The organism is Alkalibacterium iburiense (genome assembly GCF_039521845.1).
In the GTDB taxonomy this organism is placed as follows: Bacteria; Bacillota; Bacilli; order Lactobacillales; family Carnobacteriaceae_A; genus Alkalibacterium; species Alkalibacterium iburiense.
The window spans coordinates 25,476-44,314 of sequence record NZ_BAAACW010000068.1 but is presented as its reverse complement, the minus strand read 5'-3'; the positions used below and the strand labels follow the sequence as shown (position 1 = coordinate 44,314).

Annotated in this window: 27 protein-coding genes; 24 read left to right on the top strand and 3 right to left on the bottom strand. The window is 40.1% G+C overall.

The window, feature by feature from the left end:
- The first annotated feature begins 38 nt into the window (after positions 1 to 38).
- The 4 genes from rpsG (at position 39) to ABDZ53_RS05915 (ending at position 4,994) form a co-directional block, all read left to right on the top strand.
- The gene (rpsG, locus tag ABDZ53_RS05930; RefSeq protein ID WP_343754675.1) at positions 39 to 509 is read left to right on the top strand and encodes a 30S ribosomal protein S7; all 471 of its coding nucleotides are present in this window, start codon (positions 39 to 41) and stop codon (positions 507 to 509) included.
- A gap of 117 nt (positions 510 to 626) precedes the next feature.
- Positions 627 to 2,714: an elongation factor G gene (gene fusA / locus ABDZ53_RS05925; protein ID WP_343754674.1), complete on the top strand. Its 2,088-nt coding sequence runs from the start codon at positions 627 to 629 to the stop codon at positions 2,712 to 2,714.
- A 194-nt stretch (positions 2,715 to 2,908) separates the two neighbouring features.
- Positions 2,909 to 4,093: an elongation factor Tu gene (tuf, locus tag ABDZ53_RS05920; RefSeq protein ID WP_343754673.1), complete on the top strand. Its 1,185-nt coding sequence runs from the start codon at positions 2,909 to 2,911 to the stop codon at positions 4,091 to 4,093.
- A 178-nt stretch (positions 4,094 to 4,271) separates the two neighbouring features.
- Positions 4,272 to 4,994 (top strand): hypothetical protein, encoded by a 723-nt coding sequence (locus ABDZ53_RS05915; RefSeq protein WP_343754672.1) that lies wholly within the window; start codon positions 4,272 to 4,274, stop codon positions 4,992 to 4,994.
- A 55-nt stretch (positions 4,995 to 5,049) separates the two neighbouring features.
- Here the strand turns inward: ABDZ53_RS05915 and ABDZ53_RS05910 are convergent, their stop codons facing one another.
- Genes ABDZ53_RS05910 through ABDZ53_RS05900 form a run of 3 tightly spaced genes read right to left on the bottom strand, consistent with a single transcriptional unit; the run spans position 5,050 to position 9,460 of the window.
- Positions 5,050 to 7,455 (bottom strand): transglutaminase-like domain-containing protein, encoded by a 2,406-nt coding sequence (locus ABDZ53_RS05910; protein WP_343754671.1) that lies wholly within the window; start codon positions 7,453 to 7,455, stop codon positions 5,050 to 5,052.
- 17 nt (positions 7,456 to 7,472) lie between these two features.
- Positions 7,473 to 8,498 (bottom strand): DUF58 domain-containing protein, encoded by a 1,026-nt coding sequence (locus tag ABDZ53_RS05905; RefSeq protein WP_343754670.1) that lies wholly within the window; start codon positions 8,496 to 8,498, stop codon positions 7,473 to 7,475.
- Positions 8,495 to 9,460 (bottom strand): AAA family ATPase, encoded by a 966-nt coding sequence (locus tag ABDZ53_RS05900; protein ID WP_343754669.1) that lies wholly within the window; start codon positions 9,458 to 9,460, stop codon positions 8,495 to 8,497. Before ABDZ53_RS05900 ends, ABDZ53_RS05905 begins: the two co-directional genes overlap by 4 nt.
- A gap of 455 nt (positions 9,461 to 9,915) precedes the next feature.
- Here ABDZ53_RS05900 and rpsJ point away from each other — a divergent pair, with 455 nt between their 5' ends.
- The 20 genes from rpsJ to rpmD all read left to right on the top strand — a co-directional run bounded on the left by rpsJ (position 9,916) and on the right by rpmD (position 18,802).
- Positions 9,916 to 10,224 (top strand): 30S ribosomal protein S10, encoded by a 309-nt coding sequence (gene rpsJ, locus ABDZ53_RS05895; protein ID WP_343754668.1) that lies wholly within the window; start codon positions 9,916 to 9,918, stop codon positions 10,222 to 10,224.
- 56 nt (positions 10,225 to 10,280) lie between these two features.
- Positions 10,281 to 10,919, top strand: coding sequence for a 50S ribosomal protein L3 (rplC, locus tag ABDZ53_RS05890; protein WP_343754667.1), 639 nt, complete (start codon positions 10,281 to 10,283; stop codon positions 10,917 to 10,919).
- A 26-nt stretch (positions 10,920 to 10,945) separates the two neighbouring features.
- Complete coding sequence (gene rplD, locus ABDZ53_RS05885) at positions 10,946 to 11,569, top strand: 50S ribosomal protein L4 (protein ID WP_343754666.1); 624 nt, start codon at positions 10,946 to 10,948, stop codon at positions 11,567 to 11,569.
- Positions 11,569 to 11,859, top strand: coding sequence for a 50S ribosomal protein L23 (gene rplW, locus ABDZ53_RS05880; protein ID WP_343754665.1), 291 nt, complete (start codon positions 11,569 to 11,571; stop codon positions 11,857 to 11,859). Before rplD ends, rplW begins: the two co-directional genes overlap by 1 nt.
- Before the next feature lie 56 nt (positions 11,860 to 11,915).
- Positions 11,916 to 12,746, top strand: a complete 831-nt coding sequence (gene rplB / locus ABDZ53_RS05875) for a 50S ribosomal protein L2 (protein WP_343754664.1) — start codon at positions 11,916 to 11,918, stop codon at positions 12,744 to 12,746.
- A 67-nt stretch (positions 12,747 to 12,813) separates the two neighbouring features.
- Complete coding sequence (rpsS, locus tag ABDZ53_RS05870) at positions 12,814 to 13,089, top strand: 30S ribosomal protein S19 (RefSeq protein WP_343754663.1); 276 nt, start codon at positions 12,814 to 12,816, stop codon at positions 13,087 to 13,089.
- A 21-nt stretch (positions 13,090 to 13,110) separates the two neighbouring features.
- Entirely contained in the window at positions 13,111 to 13,467 is a 357-nt protein-coding gene (rplV, locus tag ABDZ53_RS05865) for a 50S ribosomal protein L22 (protein WP_343754662.1), read from the top strand.
- 3 nt (positions 13,468 to 13,470) lie between these two features.
- On the top strand, positions 13,471 to 14,127 hold the full coding sequence (rpsC, locus tag ABDZ53_RS05860) for a 30S ribosomal protein S3 (RefSeq protein ID WP_343754661.1): 657 nt from the start codon (positions 13,471 to 13,473) through the stop codon (positions 14,125 to 14,127).
- Between the two features lie 3 nt (positions 14,128 to 14,130).
- Complete coding sequence (gene rplP / locus ABDZ53_RS05855) at positions 14,131 to 14,562, top strand: 50S ribosomal protein L16 (protein WP_343754660.1); 432 nt, start codon at positions 14,131 to 14,133, stop codon at positions 14,560 to 14,562.
- On the top strand, positions 14,552 to 14,743 hold the full coding sequence (rpmC, locus tag ABDZ53_RS05850) for a 50S ribosomal protein L29 (RefSeq protein WP_343754659.1): 192 nt from the start codon (positions 14,552 to 14,554) through the stop codon (positions 14,741 to 14,743). The genes rplP and rpmC overlap by 11 nt, the downstream gene beginning before the upstream one ends.
- Positions 14,744 to 14,784: 41 nt before the next feature.
- Positions 14,785 to 15,048, top strand: coding sequence for a 30S ribosomal protein S17 (gene rpsQ / locus ABDZ53_RS05845; protein WP_343754658.1), 264 nt, complete (start codon positions 14,785 to 14,787; stop codon positions 15,046 to 15,048).
- A 74-nt stretch (positions 15,049 to 15,122) separates the two neighbouring features.
- Positions 15,123 to 15,491: a 50S ribosomal protein L14 gene (gene rplN / locus ABDZ53_RS05840; protein ID WP_343754657.1), complete on the top strand. Its 369-nt coding sequence runs from the start codon at positions 15,123 to 15,125 to the stop codon at positions 15,489 to 15,491.
- 34 nt (positions 15,492 to 15,525) lie between these two features.
- On the top strand, positions 15,526 to 15,831 hold the full coding sequence (gene rplX / locus ABDZ53_RS05835) for a 50S ribosomal protein L24 (RefSeq protein WP_343754656.1): 306 nt from the start codon (positions 15,526 to 15,528) through the stop codon (positions 15,829 to 15,831).
- Positions 15,832 to 15,861: 30 nt separating this feature from the next.
- A complete protein-coding gene (rplE, locus tag ABDZ53_RS05830) occupies positions 15,862 to 16,401 on the top strand; it encodes a 50S ribosomal protein L5 (RefSeq protein WP_343754655.1) in 540 nt (179 codons plus the stop codon).
- Between the two features lie 33 nt (positions 16,402 to 16,434).
- Positions 16,435 to 16,620, top strand: coding sequence for a type Z 30S ribosomal protein S14 (locus ABDZ53_RS05825; protein WP_091265274.1), 186 nt, complete (start codon positions 16,435 to 16,437; stop codon positions 16,618 to 16,620).
- 32 nt (positions 16,621 to 16,652) lie between these two features.
- Positions 16,653 to 17,051, top strand: coding sequence for a 30S ribosomal protein S8 (gene rpsH / locus ABDZ53_RS05820; RefSeq protein ID WP_343754654.1), 399 nt, complete (start codon positions 16,653 to 16,655; stop codon positions 17,049 to 17,051).
- 31 nt (positions 17,052 to 17,082) lie between these two features.
- Complete coding sequence (gene rplF / locus ABDZ53_RS05815) at positions 17,083 to 17,619, top strand: 50S ribosomal protein L6 (protein WP_343754653.1); 537 nt, start codon at positions 17,083 to 17,085, stop codon at positions 17,617 to 17,619.
- A 99-nt stretch (positions 17,620 to 17,718) separates the two neighbouring features.
- Positions 17,719 to 18,084, top strand: a complete 366-nt coding sequence (rplR, locus tag ABDZ53_RS05810) for a 50S ribosomal protein L18 (protein ID WP_343754652.1) — start codon at positions 17,719 to 17,721, stop codon at positions 18,082 to 18,084.
- A gap of 21 nt (positions 18,085 to 18,105) precedes the next feature.
- Positions 18,106 to 18,609, top strand: a complete 504-nt coding sequence (gene rpsE, locus ABDZ53_RS05805) for a 30S ribosomal protein S5 (protein WP_343754650.1) — start codon at positions 18,106 to 18,108, stop codon at positions 18,607 to 18,609.
- Between the two features lie 13 nt (positions 18,610 to 18,622).
- Positions 18,623 to 18,802: a 50S ribosomal protein L30 gene (gene rpmD / locus ABDZ53_RS05800; RefSeq protein ID WP_343754649.1), complete on the top strand. Its 180-nt coding sequence runs from the start codon at positions 18,623 to 18,625 to the stop codon at positions 18,800 to 18,802.
- Positions 18,803 to 18,839: the final 37 nt, after the last annotated feature.

Here is an 18,839-nt window from a genome sequence, read left to right as displayed (position 1 = left end):
ACATTGAATTTATTATTCTCGCGAAAGGAGGAATTTGAATGCCTCGTAAAGGTCCTGTAGCAAAACGTGATGTATTGCCAGATCCGATTTACAATTCTAAATTGGTTTCTCGTTTAATCAACCGTTTAATGGTTGATGGAAAACGTGGTAAAGCAGCTCACATTTTATATGACGCATTTGAGCAAATTAAAGAAACAACAGGTAATGATCCTATGGAAGTGTTTGAACAAGCACTTAAAAACATCATGCCTGTACTAGAAGTTAAAGCCCGTCGTGTAGGAGGGTCTAACTACCAGGTGCCAGTTGAAGTACGTCCTGAACGTCGTACGACATTAGCACTTCGTTGGTTAGTCAACTATGCTCGTCTTCGTGGTGAAAATGCCATGGAAGATCGCTTAGCTAGAGAGATTATGGATGCAGCTAACAACACTGGTGCTGCTGTTCGTAAACGTGAAGAAACTCACCGTATGGCTGAAGCAAACAAAGCATTTGCTCACTATCGCTGGTAAAATTAACTGGAACTGGCGCTTTAGTTTACTATTAGCGCACAGTTGCTATTGAAATTAGAACCCATCCGTTTTCATGACAACATGAAATGACTAAAAATAAGAGAGGTGTAATGATTAGTGGCCAAAAGAGAATTTCCTCTAGAGAAAACACGTAATATCGGGATTATGGCGCATATCGATGCTGGTAAAACAACCACAACTGAGCGTATCCTTTATTACACAGGCCGTATCCACAAACTTGGTGAAACACACGAAGGTGCTTCCCAAATGGACTGGATGGAGCAGGAACAAGAGCGTGGAATCACCATTACGTCTGCCGCTACAACTGCTCAATGGAATAACCACCGTGTAAACATTATTGATACACCAGGACACGTAGACTTCACAGTTGAAGTTGAACGTTCACTTCGTGTATTAGACGGTGCTGTTACAGTATTAGATGCGCAGTCAGGTGTTGAGCCGCAAACAGAAACCGTTTGGCGTCAAGCAACAACTTACGGCGTTCCTCGTATTGTATTCATCAACAAAATGGACAAAATTGGTGCAGACTTCTTGTATGCAACAGGTACTTTATCTGATCGTTTACAGGCAAATGCTCACCCAATTCAATTGCCAATTGGTGCTGAAGACAACTTTGAAGGTATCATCGACTTAGTTAAAATGAAAGCCTACATGTACGGAAACGACATAGGAACTGACATTACTGAAGAAGATATTCCTGAAGATTATCAAGAATTAGCTGAAGAATGGCGTACTAAATTAGTTGAAGCTGTTGCAGAATTAGATGAAGAGCTAATGATGCAATACCTTGAAGGTGAAGAAATCACTGAAGAGCAACTAAAAGCCGGTATTCGTAAAGGAACCCTAGATGTTGAGTTCTACCCAGTATTAGCTGGATCAGCATTCAAAAACAAAGGTGTTCAATTGCTATTAGATGCTGTTGTTGACTACTTACCAGCTCCAACAGACGTTGCTGCCATTACTGGACATGAGCAAGGTAATCCAGAAAATGAAATCAAACGTACTGCTGGTGACGATCAACCATTTGCAGCTTTAGCATTTAAAGTTATGACTGACCCTTACGTTGGTCGTTTAACATTCTTCCGTGTTTACTCAGGTACTTTAGAAGCTGGATCATACATCCTGAATGCAACTAAAGACAGCCGTGAACGTGTTGGTCGTATCCTACAAATGCATGCAAACTCTCGTGAAGAGATCTCTGAAGTTCACTCAGGAGATATTGCTGCAGCAGTTGGATTAAAAGACACGTCTACTGGTGACACGTTATGTGACATTGACAGCCCAGTTATTTTAGAATCAATGGAATTCCCTGAACCAGTTATTCAGGTAGCTATTGAGCCTAAATCTAAAGCTGACCAAGATAAAATGGGATTAGCTTTACAAAAATTAGCTGAAGAAGATCCTACTTTCCGTGCTGAAACAGATCACGAAACAGGCGAAGTTATCATTGCTGGTATGGGTGAATTACACCTAGACATCATCGTTGACCGTCTAAAACGTGAATTTAAAGTTGACGCAAGTGTAGGGGCTCCACAAGTATCTTACCGTGAAACATTTACTAAAGCTGTTGAAGCTGAAGGTAAATTCGTTCGTCAGTCTGGTGGTAAAGGTCAATACGGTCACGTATGGATTGAATTTACTCCAGGTGAAGAAGGATCCGGATTTGAATTTGAAGATGCTATTGTTGGTGGGGTTGTTCCTCGTGAATACATTCCATCAGTACAAGCTGGTTTAGAAGCCGCTTTAGACAATGGTGTATTAGCTGGATATCCTTTAGTTGATATTAAAGCTAGACTTTACGACGGATCTTACCACGATGTCGACTCCAGTGAGTCTGCGTTTAAAGTAGCTGCTTCATTAGCTCTTAGAAACGCTGCTAAAAAAGCTGAACCTGCTATTCTTGAGCCTATCATGGCTGTTGAAATTACAGTTCCAGAAGATTACATGGGAGACATCATGGGTCATATTTCTGCTCGTCGTGGAAATATCGAAGGATCTGAACAGCGCTCAGCTGCAACAGTTGTTAGAGGGATGATTCCTTTAGCAGAAATGTTCGGTTACGCGACTGCATTACGTTCTGCGACTCAAGGACGCGGAACATTCACTATGCAATTCGACCACTATGAGCAAGTACCTAAGAGTATTGCTGAAGAAATCATCAAGAAAAATGGTGGAGAAGTATAATAAAGGATTCGTCCTTTAGGCAAAGCACTCTTTCATTCTTTATGCATTCCGTATACAATTATGAGAGAGTGCACAGAATTGCCAAATTGATTGATTTTATACTGTTGTATCGGTATAATGTATAGGAAAAATAGGAATAGAAATGGTTTCTATTTTAAAAAAGATAGATATAATCTAAGGAGGAACTAATTAAAATGGCAAAAGAAAAATTTGACCGTAGTAAACAGCATATGAACGTTGGAACTCTTGGACACGTTGACCATGGTAAAACAACTTTAACAGCTGCAATTACTAACGTATTAGCTAAAAAAGGTTTCGCAGAAGCACAAGCATACGATTCTATCGATGGCGCTTCAGAAGAAAGAGAACGTGGAATTACAATTGCAACATCTCACGTTGAATATGAAACTGAAAACCGTCACTACGCACACGTGGACTGCCCAGGACACGCGGACTATATTAAAAACATGATCACTGGTGCGGCACAAATGGACGGAGCTATCTTAGTAGTATCTGCTGCTGATGGCCCAATGCCACAAACTCGTGAGCACATCTTACTTGCTCGTCAAGTTGGTGTTCCTTACTTCGTAGTATTCATGAACAAAGTAGACATGGTAGACGACGAAGAATTATTAGAATTAGTTGAAATGGAAGTTCGTGACTTATTATCTGAGTACGATTTCCCTGGAGACGACATTCCAGTAATCGCTGGTTCTGCTCTTAAAGCTTTAGAAGGCGACGAAGAGTACGAAGCTAAAATCTTAGAATTAATGGAAGCTGTTGACACTTACATTCCAGCTCCTGAACGTGACACTGACAAGCCTTTCTTAATGCCAGTTGAGGACGTATTCTCAATTACTGGTCGTGGAACAGTTGCTACAGGTCGTGTTGAAACAGGTACTGTTTCTGTTGGTGACGAAGTTGAAGTTATCGGAATTAAAGACACTGTTAAATCAACTGTTACTGGTGTTGAAATGTTCCGTAAATTATTAGACTACGCTGAAGCTGGAGACAACATCGGTGCATTATTACGTGGTATGTCACGTGATGACATCGAGCGTGGACAAGTTTTATCTAAACCAGGTGCTATTACTCCGCATACAAAATTTGATGCTGAAGTATACGTACTTTCAAAAGAAGAGGGTGGACGTCATACTCCATTCTTCACTAACTACCGTCCACAGTTCTACTTCCGTACAACTGACGTAACAGGTGTTGTTGAATTACCAGAAGGAACTGAAATGGTTATGCCTGGAGACAACACAAACATGGTTGTTGAGTTAATCGCTCCAATCGCTGTTGAAGACGGAACTAAATTCACTATCCGTGAAGGTGGCCGTACAGTAGGTGCTGGAGTTGTTACTAAAGTTATTCAATAATCATTGAATGCTTTGGGACACTTACTTTAATGTAAACCTAAATGATAAACCGCAAAAATCATCTCTTGATGGTTTTTGCGGTTTTTTTACTTTCTCCTCGTCTATTCTTTCCGTTGAGATTGATGAGGCTTTCATGCTATGCTTTTTATAAATAGTGGGTGTAAAGAAGGAGAAAAAAATGAAAAAAATTATTGGAAGTCTTATTATAAGCGGATGTGTACTGGTTGGTTGTCAAAGTCCCGAAGATTTGGAAGAAAACTGGACGGAATACATTCAGGAAGGGTCAGAGAATTTAGAAAGTTATTCTTCGGATACGGATATTCGTGTGAGTGTGTCACTGGGACCAGATAATGTAGTCGAAGAAGATGAACTGAAAATAGTTATATCCATAGTCGGTGATTTGGATAAAGGCTACAGTGTAGAAGAAAACGTTGCAGGATTAAGTCAAGAAGTGTTCTTTGAAGGAAATGACTTTTATTTAAAGGAGAATGAGAATTGGACACATTATCCGGATGCCGGTCCTATTGAGTACGCCCCTTGGTATCCCAATGTAGTCGAGTCTCTCATAGAAATAGAGGACCTAATGGAAGCGAGTCATTCTGGAGACGTCCTTGTTCTAAGCTATGAAGGCAATGACCGTGAAGTATGGGAAGCGTTTGAGGAAGAATTCAGTCTCTCCATAAGCGGTGTTTCAGAAGAAAACATCACTATGACCCTTGAAGCGACCATGGATGACTCGACTTATTACTTGCAAGACTTATCCTTAAATATCGTAGGGGAAGAATCAGATGGAGATATGGAAATCGGAAGAGTAACCATCATTGTAGAAGCTCAGTACACTGATCATGATACCGTCGATTTAACAGATGTGGAAGAAGAAATAGCCAATGATGTAGAGTAAATCTACCTGTCACTATAGTAAAAGAGTATCCGTACTAACGACGGATACTCTTTTACTATATAATGACTTGGGATTTGTGTTTGGCTCTCTTTAAATCCGGTGCTTTGCTGTAAACATCCACCATACCTAAGATGACTGCCTTTTGTTCTGAGCTGAGTGCTTCCTGTGATTCTTTCCCACTATAAAAGGAGACATTAGCCAGTGCAATGAACTGGTCAATGGTATCCGTTTCATTAGGTACAAAAGGTTTCCATTGATTCAAGTAATCTTCAATCGTCTGACCCGGTTGCAGTTTTTTCTTTCGATTGAATAAAGACAGAATCAGCTGGATAGCTTTCTCTAAAGAGAGTAGATTGGTTGATACCAGTTGTTTCAATCCCCACTGAACCGTTTCACCCCTGAATAAGAAGAAAAGAGGAAGGAAACCCATAAATAGTAAAAAGATATAAAGGATGAGTGTAGACCAATCGATAGAGGGCTCCCTTTCATCATCAGATGTTTCAGATAGATAAGGAGTTAATTCCGGGGAACCTTTAAGTTCTTCTGATCCTGTCGGTTCTTCAGACGCATTTTCCTCTTCAATGATAGGGTCAACCTCTTGTTCGATTTCTTCTAAGTCTATATAGTCCTCTTCTTCTACTACGTAGGATTCCTGAGAAATAGAAGGGACGGGTTCTGGATTCGTCACAGGATTGGCAAAAGACGGACTCGGTTCAAACGGGACCCATCCAAAACTTGGGAAGTACACTTCAACCCAGGAGTGGGCATTTGCGTTACTGACTTGGTAATAAGGCGTATCCTTTCCATTGATATACAAGTTACCCGGTGTAAAGCCTTTTGTCCATCTGGCAGGAATGCCGATGGTTCTCAGCATCATAGTCATCGCTGTAGAGAAGTTATCGCAATACCCGATAAAAGAGTTGAAAAGAAAATAATCCACGTAATCTTCTCCTTCTGGACTACTTTCAACTTCTAATAAACTATAGCGGTAACCACCGTCTTCTTTAAGATACTGTTCGATAGCACGTACCATCTCGTATTCAGAATCCAGCCCTTCCGTAATCTCTTCGGCTAATTCGGCTACTCTTTGAGGGAGGCTATCTGGTATTTGCAGCTCAGCTTCAAAGAAATAAGCCAAAATTTCCTCTTGATCCATCTCTGCCTCTTCATCCACTTCTTCCTCTTCCATCCATTTGCGGTAGTCATCGATGATTAGGCTTCGCCATCCGTCATCTTGACTTAAACGCTCTTCATCAAATCGGTCCGGAAACTGCTCATCATAATAAATGGAATAGTGAGAAATTGCCTCTAGTTCAGATGGAAGAGCATAATAGCTGCTTCTTTCATAGAAATCAAGAGCATAATCGTTTTCTATCTCATCTAATTCGAAAGTAGACCAGCCATAGGGATAAGCAATATAGTCCACATCATTATACCAGTCAATGGTCAGATGGGTGTACACTTCTTCATCCCGCATATTATCAAAGGTAAGATTGTATTCAGGGTAGAGCAGTTCACGATTAATGGGTTCTGATACGGACGTAAAAGATTCATCCATATTATCTGCCCATCCACTCCCAGTGTATTCCGTGCGATGCATGACTTTCCAGTAATTAGGTTCATCCGTATACGCTCTAAATAAGGGAGTGAAATCCTGGTGTAAGGGGCCGCCTAAAACAGAGTCATCCAATCCGAAACCTGTTCGCTGATAGCCTAAACCCGTTGAATACGCATTAATCCAATTGAAAAACCCGCTATCATCCAATGTGCGCTGATAAGGGTAAAATTGTACTTCTACCCATTCCTGACTGGAACGAAAACGGTCAACACCCCAAGACGAGAGACTAACTAAAGCGAAAGTGATCAAAGAGGTTAAGGTGACATTTTTTAAATAATGGCTCCAGTGAATATCAGTAGGCATTTTCATTACAGCTATACATAAAAAACTGAATCCGACTAACAGGACCATATAAGATAGGATCCGGTTATCCGTAAAGGTGTGCACAATCATTAAATAACTAAAAGGGACTAAGAAAGAAGGGAGAGCCCATTTTTTATGCACAGCCAAACTAGTGAGAAGACTAATGAGCAGGAAGAGCAGACTAAAAATAAGGAGTTCGGGAACATCAGTTAAACGCCCTTCTAATAAATCACTGAATTGACTGCTAATAGTATACCCTGTTTCTCTCATCCACTCTCGAATAGTGAGGGAAGGAGTGACAGAAGGAAAGTGCCCATACAAACGGTAAAGAATATGAACAAGTTGAACAGGTAAAAACAGCCACCATTTATATAATAAAACAGCCAGAACCTGAGTCACTAGAAAGAAGGACAGGAGGATGTGTGGATGAGGGACACGGTTTAAGGTCATAAAGAAAAGGAAAACAGGAATAAGCATAAACGTGTGTAAAACAGCAATCAAACTTCGATGCAAAAAAGATATTACACGAGATGCATGCATGACTAATCTCCCCTCCTTCATTCGGTTTTAAAATGATGCAAGTAGTCATCATCTAATATAAGATAAGTCTGATTGGGCGACCTAAGAACAGGTAGGGAATGGGTTTTGGATGTGACAATGATAGGCTTTCTGCCAGGCTTAAGCGACTCATTCAAGCACCGGTGTAACTCCTTGCTATCTTGAGCAGGCTGAACAGTTAAAAAAGCCTGTTTTCCTTGCCTAGTCTCAATCCCATACTTAAAACGGCCGATGATAAAGACATTGTCTTTAATAACGGCATGCCATTCCATAAAAAGAGAATACGTTAAACTCAAAAGCGCTTCAAATTGTTCGGAAGCTTGTCCATAAAAAATTAAGTCAATAGGCGCTTCTTCTTCGCGTTCATACTCTTTCACCATCCACTGATTGCGTCTCATACTTGTTTTCCAGTCGATGTCACTCAAAGAATCTCTATTTTGAAAAGCACGTAGTTCCTTCACGTAAAAATCATGCAGCACAGAATGGTGAGCGTGCGAGAGTAAAGGATGAATCTCTTTCATTAAATTGGCCCGACTGGACTTTCGCATGACTAGGGGATAGATGTCTATGTCTACAGGAATAGAATGAGTGGCGCGCTTCACCCATAAACCGAATAGACTCATTCCTTCTATATCTAATGAGAGTGATTCGTGTCTCCCTCTTTTCAATAGAATGGGCTGAAAGGTAACCGTCACGTACTTATTGAAAAAAGCTGTTTGATGATGCTGTGTCCTCCTGTCTTCTTTATAAAGGGTTAGCTTTAATGAAGATAGAAAGAGAGGCAGGGCTCTTTTACTTGATAGCTTAACTTTAAAAATAATTCCATTGGCTTCATTGACATGCCAGCTGACATCCCTTACAACCAATCGATGACTGGAGGAAGCATAGGAGATAATAAGCAATAAGGTAAAAGCATAAAACAGAAACCAAGAAACAGTTGTTGGGAAAGTAAGCAAATAGAGAATAATCAAAAAGTAAAATACTAAATATAAGACGACTTGCCTTCTTAGGATAAAATCTTTCATGATCGCCTCACCCGTTTGGTAGGAATAACTAAATCATCAATCAATCGGTCGATAAAGGAGTCAACCTGTTCTTTATCGGTGGTTGACTCAAATAACAAACGGTGTCTGTAGACAGGCTTAATCACATTTAAAATATCTTCTGGTATAACAAAGTCCCTGCCCTCCATTAAAGCATGGGCTTTGGCTGCAGCCAGACAATGCTGATTCCCCCTTGGACTGATGCCTAAGCGTAAAGATGCGTGATGCCTCGTGAGATTACCTAAAGATACAATATACTGAAGTAAGCTATCTTCTACATGAATGCTATAAACCGCTTCTTTCAATGAAAGAAATTCTTCCATAGACATAACAGGCTGTAACTTCTGGACTTCGAGTTGTTGATCAGGAGAAGCCAGCATTAAGCGTTCCTGATCAGCAGTAGGGTAGCCGAGAGACAACTGAAATAAAAAGCGATCCAACTGAGCTTCGGGTAAAGGATAGGTGCCTTCGTATTCGATAGGGTTTTGAGTAGCCAGGACAAAAAAAGGATTCGGTAAGAGATAGGTCTGCCCATCTAAAGTGACTTGTTTTTCTGACATGGCCTCAAGCATAGCTGCCTGCGTTCTAGGGGACGTGCGATTGATTTCATCTGCTAAAATGAGCTGGTTAAAAATAGGTCCTTTATGGAAATGAAACCTTTCTTTTTCGGAGTTGGGTGCCGAAAACCCAATAATGTCTGATGGGATTAAGTCAGGCGTAAATTGAATACGAGAAAAGTCTGCATCCAGACATTTAGCTATTGTTTTAATTAACAGTGTTTTTCCGACACCCGGAATATCTTCAAATAAAACATGACCGCCCGCTAGCATAGCAATGATTGTCAAACGTGTGGTGTCTTTCTTACCAATGACAATGCGGTCCACTGTTTCAATTAATGTATGCAGCTTATTTACGGACTGAAGTTTATCATGTGAGAAAGTCATAATGAGTCATCCTTAAATATAATTTATATAAGTCCTTTTCCTATCTTAAGGATACCATATGGGCTTGTAGGATGAATACTGGAGAACTTGAAATAGCAACAATTATATCGGGCCGAATAAGGATAGAAGAAAGCCGAAAAAAAGTGCTCCTGAGTCGGCAAAAGTTCAGTGAAAAAAAGATTTCGCATTTTTTGAAAAAAAGTATGAAATTCACTTGATTAACTCGCTCATTATATGTATACTATTAAAGGTGTCTGTGGAAGACGTCTTTTTTCTATGGAAAACAGCGAAGGAGTAAGCTTTCTTACCATTCGGTGACATGGGGGTCGAATCACAGAACCAGGGCTTCGAAGCGAGAGGTTGCGACACACCCGGATGCATTGCCATGGAGGGGTGACGTTGGAAATTTTCGTGGAGCTAGGTTTATTTCTTAAATAAGCGAAGGAGGGAAACACATGGCAAATCAAAAAATTCGTATTCGTTTAAAAGCGTACGAACATCGTGTACTTGATCAATCAGCAGACAAAATCGTTGAAACGGCAAAAAGAACTGGAGCGAGCGTATCTGGTCCAATTCCATTGCCAACAGAGCGTAAACTTTACACAGTTATCCGTTCGCCGCACAAGTACAAAGATTCACGCGAACAATTCGAAATGCGCACACATAAACGTCTTGTAGATATTGTTAATCCTACACCTAAGACAGTTGATGCGTTAACTAAACTTGACTTACCGTCAGGCGTAGATATTGAAATCAAACTATAATACATGAGCAAGTAATAAGTAATAAAAAATACAAATAATATAACGGAGGTGTACTCATGACCAAGGGAATCTTAGGAAAAAAAGTTGGAATGACTCAAATTTTTAGCGAAACAGGAGAATTAGTTCCTGTAACAGTAATCGAAGCACAACCAAACGTTGTCCTACAAGTTAAAACTGTAGAAGCTGACGGTTACAACGCTGTTCAATTAGGGTATGACGATAAACGTGAAGTTTTATCTAACAAACCAGCACAAGGTCATGTTAAGAAAGCTGACACGGCTCCTAAGCGCTTCATTAGAGAAATTCGAGATGCTGAGCTAGGGGACGTAGAAGTTGGGAACGAAATTAAAGTAGATACATTTGCAGAAGGCGACATCGTTGATGTCACAGGAACTTCGAAAGGTAAAGGATTCCAAGGGGTAATTAAGCGTCACGGCTTCAGCCGCGGACCAATGTCTCACGGATCTCGACACCACCGTAGTCCCGGATCAATCGGTATGGCTACTCATCCTGCAAAAGTATTTAAAGGCAAAAAAATGCCTGGTCGTAAAGGTGGAGACCTAGTTACTGTACAGAACTTAGAAATCGTACGTGTCGATACAGAGCGTAACGTTCTTCTTGTTAAAGGGAATGTACCAGGAGCTAAAAAGTCACTTGTACAAATTAAAACTGCTGTTAAAGCAGATAACAAGTAATAGAGTAGGAAGGGAGGACTAGCAGAATGCCAAATGTAACGTTATTTAAACAAGACGGAACGCAAAATGGTGAAGTAACATTAAATGATGCAGTCTTTGGTATCGAACCAAACGAAAGTGTTGTCTATGATGCAATCACCATGCAACGCGCTTCTTTAAGACAAGGAACACACGCAGTAAAAAACCGTAGCGCAGTACGTGGCGGAGGAGCAAAACCTTGGAGACAAAAAGGTACAGGACGTGCTCGTCAAGGATCTATCCGTTCACCACAATGGCGTGGAGGAGGTACCGTATTCGGACCAACACCTCGTTCATACAGCTACAACTTACCGAAAAAAGTTCGTCGCTTAGCTATCAGATCAGTTTTATCATCTAAAGTTTTAGATGAAGAGATTGTTGTAGTAGACGAATTGAACTTCGACGCACCAAAAACGAAAGAGTTCAGAGCGGTACTAAATAACCTTGATGTTAACCAAAAAGCTTTAGTTGTACTAGAAGATGGAAATGAATTCGCAAAACTATCTGCACGTAACATTCCAGGAGTGAAAGTTATCGCCCCTAACAATGTTTCTGTATTAGATGTTGTTGCGTATGACAAACTCATCTTAACGAAGGCTGCTCTGGAACAAGTAGAGGAGGCTCTTCAATAATGGATGCACGTGACGTAATCTTACGCCCGATAATCACAGAAGAATCAATGTATGCTATGGACGACAAAAAGTATACATTTGAAGTGAATGTTCGCGCTAAAAAACCAACAATCAAAAAAGCTGTCGAAGAATTATTCGACGTAAAAGTAGATAAAGTCAACGTTATTAATACAGCACCGAAACCAAAACGTATGGGACGTTACGAAGGTTATACTAAAAAACGTCGTAAAGCGATTGTGACTTTGACTGCTGATTCTAATGACATTGCACTATTCGGAGACGAAGAATAAAAGTAATGAAACAGAACGATTAAGAATCGTAATGAGTTTACAAGGAGGGGAATCACGTGGCGATTAAGAATTATAAAGCTACCACAAATGGACGTCGTAACATGACAGGGTATGATTTCGCTGAAATCACAACAGATAAGCCAGAAAAAAGCTTATTGAAACCAAACCCTAAACGTGCCGGACGTAACAATGCTGGTAAAATCACTGTCCGTCATCAAGGCGGAGGCCACAAGCATAAATACCGTGTAATTGACTTTAAACGTCAAAAAGATGGCGTTCGCGGTATTGTTAAAACTGTTGAATATGATCCAAACCGTTCCGCAAATATTTCTTTAATACAATATGAGGACGGAACAAAAGCTTACATTTTAGCTCCTAAAGGAATTAAAGTAGGCACAAGCATTTACTCTGGACCAGATGCGGATATCCAAGTAGGTAACGCACTTCCATTAACTAACATTCCAGTTGGTACGTTTGTACACAACATTGAGTTGAAACCTGGTAAAGGCGGACAAATGGTTCGTTCTGCTGGTACATCTGCTCAGGTGTTAGGTAAAGAAGGTAAATACGTATTAGTTCGTTTAAGTTCTGGTGAAAACCGTCTAGTTTTAGCAACATGTCGTGCGACAGTTGGTACAGTTGGAAATGAACAACACGAATTAATTAACATTGGTAAAGCAGGCCGTAGCCGCTGGTTAGGTAAACGTCCAGCCGTTCGTGGATCTGTAATGAACCCTAACGATCACCCACACGGTGGTGGAGAAGGTAAAGCGCCAATCGGTATGCCAAGCCCAATGTCACCTTGGGGCAAACCTACTCTTGGTAAGAAGACTCGTAAAGGGAACAAAAAGTCTGACAAATTAATCGTACGTCGTCGTAAGAAATAATAATTAGGCGAGTACTCTGTTTTAAAAATATAGAAATTATGGGACTATCCCAAAAGGAGGGCAATACATGAGCCGTAGTTTGAAAAAGGGACCTTTCGTCGATGATCATTTGATGAAAAAAGTTCGAGAAATGGACGACAAAAACAAACGTGTAATCAGAACGTGGTCACGTCGCTCAACAATCTTTCCGAACTTTGTTGGTCATACAATTGCCGTATATGATGGTAGAAAGCACGTACCAGTTTATATTCAAGAAGATATGGTTGGTCACAAACTAGGTGAGTTTGCACCAACAAGAACGTACCGCGGACACGGAAAAGACGACCGCGTAACTAGTCGCTAATAGCGAAGGGAGGATACATTCATGGCAGAAACAGTAACAGCAGCTAAAGCAACTGCTCGTATGGTTCGAATCGCACCACGTAAATCACGTTTGGTTGTTGATACCATTAGAGGGAAAAGTGCTGCAGAAGCTATTTCTATCCTTCGCTTCACTAACAGAGGAGCATCTGAAGCGGTAGAAAAAGTTTTAATGTCAGCAATTGCAAATGCTGAACACAATTACGATATGGATATTGAAGAATTAGTCGTAAGCGAAGCCTATGTCAATGAAGGACCAACTCTTAAAAGATTCCGTCCTCGTGCGAAAGGTGCAGCTTCACGTATAAATAAACGTACAAGCCACATTACAGTAGTGGTAACAGAGAAGAAGGAGGGGTAATCAATGGGACAAAAAGTAAATCCTCATGGACTGCGTGTTGGAGTCATCCAAGATTGGGACGCTAAATGGTACGCAGAAAAAGATTTTGCAGATAAATTACATGAAGACCTTGCTGTTCGTGAGCACATTGCTAAAAAATTAAGTGATGCCTCTGTTTCTCGTGTAGAAATCGAACGTGCAGCAAATAGAATCAACGTTTCTGTTCACACAGCTAAGCCAGGAATGGTCATTGGTAAAGGTGGATCAGAAGTTGATGCTTTAAGAAATGAATTAAACAACTTAACAAACAAACGAGTACACGTAAATATCGTGGAAATCAAAAAACCTGATATCGATGCAACATTAGTTGCTAAAAGTATCGCTGAGCAATTAGAAAACCGTATTTCTTTCCGTCGTGCGCAAAAGCAAGCTATTCAACGTGCTATGCGTCAAGGAGCTCAAGGAATTCGTACGTTAGTTGCCGGACGCTTAAACGGAGCAGACATTGCTCGTAGCGAAGGTTTTTCTGAAGGAACTGTTCCTTTGCATACACTTCGTGCAGATATTGACTTTGCAAACGAAGAAGCAGACACGACCTATGGTAAATTAGGAGTTAAAGTCTGGATTTATAAAGGAGAAGTTCTTCCTGAAATTAAAGAAGATAAGGAAGGAGGGAAATAATCAATGTTAGTACCTAAACGTGTTAAACACCGTCGTGAATTTCGTGGAAAAATGAGAGGCGAAGCAAAAGGCGGAAAAGAAATAGCATATGGACAATATGGATTACAAGCTATTGACTCTACATGGATTACAAGTAGACAAATAGAATCAGCTCGTATAGCGATGACTCGTTATATGAAACGTGGTGGGAAAGTGTGGATTAAGATCTTCCCTCACAAACCTGTGTCAGCTAAAGCAATTGGTGTTCGTATGGGTTCTGGTAAAGGAGCTCCTGAGAGCTGGGTATCCCCTGTCAAACGTGGAAAAATCATGTTTGAAGTAGGCGGAGTATCTGAAGAAGTCGCTCGCGAAGCATTGCGTTTAGCTTCACACAAACTACCAGTTAGAACTAGAGTAGTATCCCGTGAAGAAAGTGGTGACTCAAATGAAGGCTAGTGAATTAAAAGGCTTATCCACTACTGAATTAATCGAAAAAGAAGCAGAATACAAAGAAGAGCTATTTAACTTACGCTTTCAATTAGCTACTGGACAATTAGAAAACACCGCTCGTATCAAAGAAGTACGTAAAAACATCGCGCGTGTAAAAACTGTATTGCGTCAAGCTGAAACAGTTTAATCAATCAATAGTGTAATAGCTTATTCAAAGGAGGCTAAAAAATGGCTGAACGTAATGAACGTAAAGTGTATCAGGGAAAAGTCGTTTCTGACAAAATGGATAAAACCATCGTTGTAGAAATTGCAACTCAGAAGCAACACCGTAAATACCATAAACGTCTTAAATACTCAACAAAATTTAAAGCACATGATGAAAATAACACAGCTAAAACCGGTGACGTTGTTAGAATCATGGAAACTCGCCCATTATCTAAAGATAAACGATTCCGTTTATTAGAAGTGGTAGAAGAAGCAATTGTTTTATAAAAATAACCGGTAAACCGGCTGCAACACAACGAGAAGCAAATGCTTCATCGTGAGTTTGAAAGGAGGATCCTAACGTGATTCAAACAGAAAGTCGAATGAAAGTCGCTGACAACTCAGGCGCTCGTGAAGTGCTTGTCATAAAAGTTTTAGGTGGATCAGGAGCTAAAGCTGCTAATATCGGTGACGAAGTAGTCGTTTCAGTAAAACATGCTACACCAGGCGGCGTTGTTAAAAAAGGTGACGTTGTCCGTGCAGTAATTGTTCGTACGAAATCTGGTACTAGACGTCCAGATGGTTCTTACATTAAATTTGATGAAAATGCTTGTGTTATTATTCGTGAAGATAAAGCACCACGTGGAACACGTATCTTCGGACCAGTTGCGCGTGAATTACGTGATAATGACTTTATGAGAATTATTTCGTTAGCTCCGGAAGTTCTATAATTCCGATAAACGTCATAAGGAGGTGCGCTAGAGAATGTTTGTAAAAACTGGAGACAGAGTTAAAGTATTAGCAGGTAAAGACAAAGGCAAAGAAGGCAATGTTCTATCTGCATTACCAAAACAAAACAAAGTAATTGTTGAAGGAATCAACATAAACAAAAAACATACCCGTCCTACTGGTATGGGACAAGAAGGCGGAATTGTGGAGAAAGAAGCTCCGATTCACGTATCTAATGTTCAGTTAATTGATCCTAAAACAGGAGAATCTACTCGTGTAGGTTACAAAGTAGAAGATGGTAAGAAAGTTCGTTTCGCTAAAAAATCTGGCGAAGTTCTTTAAAATTAAAGTAGGAAAGGAGGGCATTCGTTTATGACACGCCTTAAAGAAAAATATAATAATGATGTACGACCATCATTAGTTGAAAAATTTGATTACAAGTCAGTCATGGAAGCACCTAAAGTTGAAAAGATTGTTGTCAACATGGGTGTTGGTGATGCTGTATCAAACACTAAAAACTTAGATAAAGCAGTAGAAGAATTAACGTTAATTTCTGGACAAAAACCAGTAGTAACTAAAGCTAAAAAATCTATCGCTGGTTTCCGTTTACGTGAAGGTATGCCAATTGGTACAAAAGTTACTTTACGTGGAGATCGTATGTATGATTTCTTGGATAAATTAGTTTCTGTTTCACTCCCTCGTGTACGTGACTTCCGCGGTGTAAGCAAAAATGCTTTTGACGGACGTGGAAACTACACATTAGGTGTTAAAGAGCAATTAATTTTCCCAGAGTTAGACTACGATGATGTTGACAAAGTTCGAGGAATGGACATTGTTATCGTAACATCAGCACAAACAGATGAAGAAGCTCGTGAGTTACTCGGACAATTGGGAATGCCGTTCCAGAGATAACCTAGAATACCTATTAGGAGGGTAATTGTAGAAATGGCTAAAAAAGCAATGATAGAAAAAAACAAAAAACCAGCCAAGTTTTCGACTCGTGAGTATACCCGCTGTGAACGTTGCGGACGCCCACATTCCGTATACAAAAAATTTAAGTTATGCCGTATTTGCTTACGCGAATTAGCATACAAAGGTCAAATTCCTGGCTTGAAAAAAGCAAGCTGGTAAAACGAAAACTGCCGTAAAGGAGGCTACACCGGATGGTCATGACAGATCCAATCGCAGATTTCTTAACACGTGTCCGTAATGCGAATAACGCACGTCACACGAAAGTGGAAATTCCTGCATCTAACTTAAAAAAAGCTATGGCCGACATCTTGAAATCTGAAGGTTTCGTTAAAGATGTTGAATTCGTGGAAGATGGCAAACAAGGCATCGTCCGCATATTCTTGAAATATGGTCAAAACAATGAACGTGTTATTACTGGATTAAGACGCATTTCTAAACCTGGTTTACGTGTTTACGCAAATGCAGAAGAAATGCCTAAAGTGTTAAACGGGTTAGGAATTGCTCTCGTTTCAACTTCAGAAGGCGTTGTAACAGACAGAACAGCTCGTGCTAAAAATATCGGAGGAGAAGTCCTCGCATACGTTTGGTAATCAGTAAGAAAGATGAAGGAGGTGCCGGACTTTGAGCCGTATCGGAAATAAAGTGATTACTATTCCAGAAGGCGTTGAAATCAACGTTGACGGAAATTTAGTAACTGTAAAAGGGAAAAACGGAGAATTATCTCGTGAAATCAGCCCTATCATTGATTTAAATATTGAAGATAACGAAATTACATTTACACGACCAGATGATTCTAAAGCAAGTCGTACAATCCACGGAACAACTCGTGCTATCGTGAATAACATGGTAGAAGGTGTAACAGATGGATTTGAAAAAGTACTTGAATTAAATGGTGTTGGTTACCGTGCACAAAAACAAGGAAACAAAATTGTAGTGAACGTTGGCCTATCTCACCCAGTAGAATTTGAACCAGTTGAAGGATTAACAGTAGACGTACCGTCTAACACAGTGATCTCAATCAAAGGTGCAAACAAAGAACACGTTGGAGCTTTAGCTGCCAGCATTCGTGCCGTACGTCCACCTGAACCTTATAAAGGGAAAGGTATTCGTTACAGAGGCGAATTCGTACGTCGTAAAGAAGGTAAAACAGGTAAATAATGAATTAAGTCAGAATCACCACTTTTTACAGATGGTATTCTACTTTTCATTGTACCTAACAGCCTGATATACTCATTTAATGAGATAAAGAATAAAGAGGTGACAATTGTGATAACAAAACCAGATAAAAACAAATTACGTCTGAAAAGACATAAACGCATTCGCAGAAATCTTTCTGGTACTGCTGAGCGCCCACGTTTAAACGTATTCCGTTCAAATAAAAACATCTACGCTCAATTAATTGACGATGTAGAGGGTGTAACGCTCGCAAGTGCATCTACTTTGGATACTGACGTTTCAGGCGATTCGAAAGTTGAAAAAGCTGCTGCAGTAGGAGAATTGATTGCTAAACGTGCTAACGAAAAAGACATTACTGAAGTTGTCTTTGACCGTGGCGGTTACCAATACCACGGACGTGTGAAAGCATTAGCGGACGCAGCTCGTGAAAATGGATTGAAATTCTAAGAAAAGGAGGAGTTTAAGTACATGACAACTCAAATTGATGCATCTAAATTAGATATTGAAGATCGCGTAGTCGAAATTAACCGTGTTACTAAAGTTGTTAAAGGTGGACGTCGTCTTCGTTTTGCTGCTTTAGTCGTTGTTGGAGATAGAAACGGACACGTTGGTTTTGGAACAGGTAAAGCTCAAGAAGTTCCTGAAGCTATCCGTAAAGCTATTGAAGACGCAAAAACTAATCTTGTGAAAGTGCCTATAGTTGGAACTACTCTTCCACATGAAGTTATTGGTACTCACGGTGGCGGTAAAATCATCATGAAACCAGCTGTAGCCGGTTCTGGAGTTTCTGCTGGAGGTCCCGTACGTGCTGTTTTAGAATTAGCTGGTGTACAGGATGTTTCATCTAAATCTGTTGGTTCTAGTTCACCAATCAATATGATTCGTGCAACGATTGACGGAATCAACCAATTAAAACGTGCAGAAGACGTAGCTAAATTACGTGGTAAATCTGTAGAAGAATTACTTGGATAAGGAGAGGGACACAATGGCAAACTTAGAAATCACATTAAAGCGTAGTTTGATTGGTCGCCAACAAAAACAAATCCAAGTGGTTAAATCATTAGGACTTAAAAAGACTAACGATACAGTTGTCAGAGAAGACAATGATTATGTAAGAGGCGCAATTAAACATATCGCTCATTTAGTAGAAGTAAAAGAAGTCTAAAGAGTATAGAGTCTAACTAAAGGAGGTGCCAGGATTT

What these genes read in the sequence shown, in the direction of transcription:
- rplE (WP_343754655.1), top strand. Translation starts at nt 15,862, where the DNA reads ATGACACGCCTTAAAGAAAAATATAATAATGATGTACGACCATCATTA.
- rpsS (WP_343754663.1), top strand. Translation starts at nt 12,814, where the DNA reads ATGAGCCGTAGTTTGAAAAAGGGACCTTTCGTCGATGATCATTTGATG.
- rpsJ (WP_343754668.1), top strand. Translation starts at nt 9,916, where the DNA reads ATGGCAAATCAAAAAATTCGTATTCGTTTAAAAGCGTACGAACATCGT.
- rpsH (WP_343754654.1), top strand. Translation starts at nt 16,653, where the DNA reads ATGGTCATGACAGATCCAATCGCAGATTTCTTAACACGTGTCCGTAAT.
- ABDZ53_RS05825 (WP_091265274.1), top strand. Translation starts at nt 16,435, where the DNA reads ATGGCTAAAAAAGCAATGATAGAAAAAAACAAAAAACCAGCCAAGTTT.
- rplV (WP_343754662.1), top strand. Translation starts at nt 13,111, where the DNA reads ATGGCAGAAACAGTAACAGCAGCTAAAGCAACTGCTCGTATGGTTCGA.
- rpsC (WP_343754661.1), top strand. Translation starts at nt 13,471, where the DNA reads ATGGGACAAAAAGTAAATCCTCATGGACTGCGTGTTGGAGTCATCCAA.
- rplX (WP_343754656.1), top strand. Translation starts at nt 15,526, where the DNA reads ATGTTTGTAAAAACTGGAGACAGAGTTAAAGTATTAGCAGGTAAAGAC.
- rpmC (WP_343754659.1), top strand. Translation starts at nt 14,552, where the DNA reads ATGAAGGCTAGTGAATTAAAAGGCTTATCCACTACTGAATTAATCGAA.
- rplP (WP_343754660.1), top strand. Translation starts at nt 14,131, where the DNA reads ATGTTAGTACCTAAACGTGTTAAACACCGTCGTGAATTTCGTGGAAAA.
- rplD (WP_343754666.1), top strand. Translation starts at nt 10,946, where the DNA reads ATGCCAAATGTAACGTTATTTAAACAAGACGGAACGCAAAATGGTGAA.
- ABDZ53_RS05915 (WP_343754672.1), top strand. Translation starts at nt 4,272, where the DNA reads ATGAAAAAAATTATTGGAAGTCTTATTATAAGCGGATGTGTACTGGTT.
- tuf (WP_343754673.1), top strand. Translation starts at nt 2,909, where the DNA reads ATGGCAAAAGAAAAATTTGACCGTAGTAAACAGCATATGAACGTTGGA.
- rpmD (WP_343754649.1), top strand. Translation starts at nt 18,623, where the DNA reads ATGGCAAACTTAGAAATCACATTAAAGCGTAGTTTGATTGGTCGCCAA.
- rpsG (WP_343754675.1), top strand. Translation starts at nt 39, where the DNA reads ATGCCTCGTAAAGGTCCTGTAGCAAAACGTGATGTATTGCCAGATCCG.
- rpsE (WP_343754650.1), top strand. Translation starts at nt 18,106, where the DNA reads ATGACAACTCAAATTGATGCATCTAAATTAGATATTGAAGATCGCGTA.
- rplW (WP_343754665.1), top strand. Translation starts at nt 11,569, where the DNA reads ATGGATGCACGTGACGTAATCTTACGCCCGATAATCACAGAAGAATCA.
- ABDZ53_RS05900 (WP_343754669.1), bottom strand. Translation starts at nt 9,460, where the DNA reads ATGACTTTCTCACATGATAAACTTCAGTCCGTAAATAAGCTGCATACA.
- rplC (WP_343754667.1), top strand. Translation starts at nt 10,281, where the DNA reads ATGACCAAGGGAATCTTAGGAAAAAAAGTTGGAATGACTCAAATTTTT.
- ABDZ53_RS05910 (WP_343754671.1), bottom strand. Translation starts at nt 7,455, where the DNA reads ATGCATGCATCTCGTGTAATATCTTTTTTGCATCGAAGTTTGATTGCT.
- rpsQ (WP_343754658.1), top strand. Translation starts at nt 14,785, where the DNA reads ATGGCTGAACGTAATGAACGTAAAGTGTATCAGGGAAAAGTCGTTTCT.
- ABDZ53_RS05905 (WP_343754670.1), bottom strand. Translation starts at nt 8,498, where the DNA reads ATGAAAGATTTTATCCTAAGAAGGCAAGTCGTCTTATATTTAGTATTT.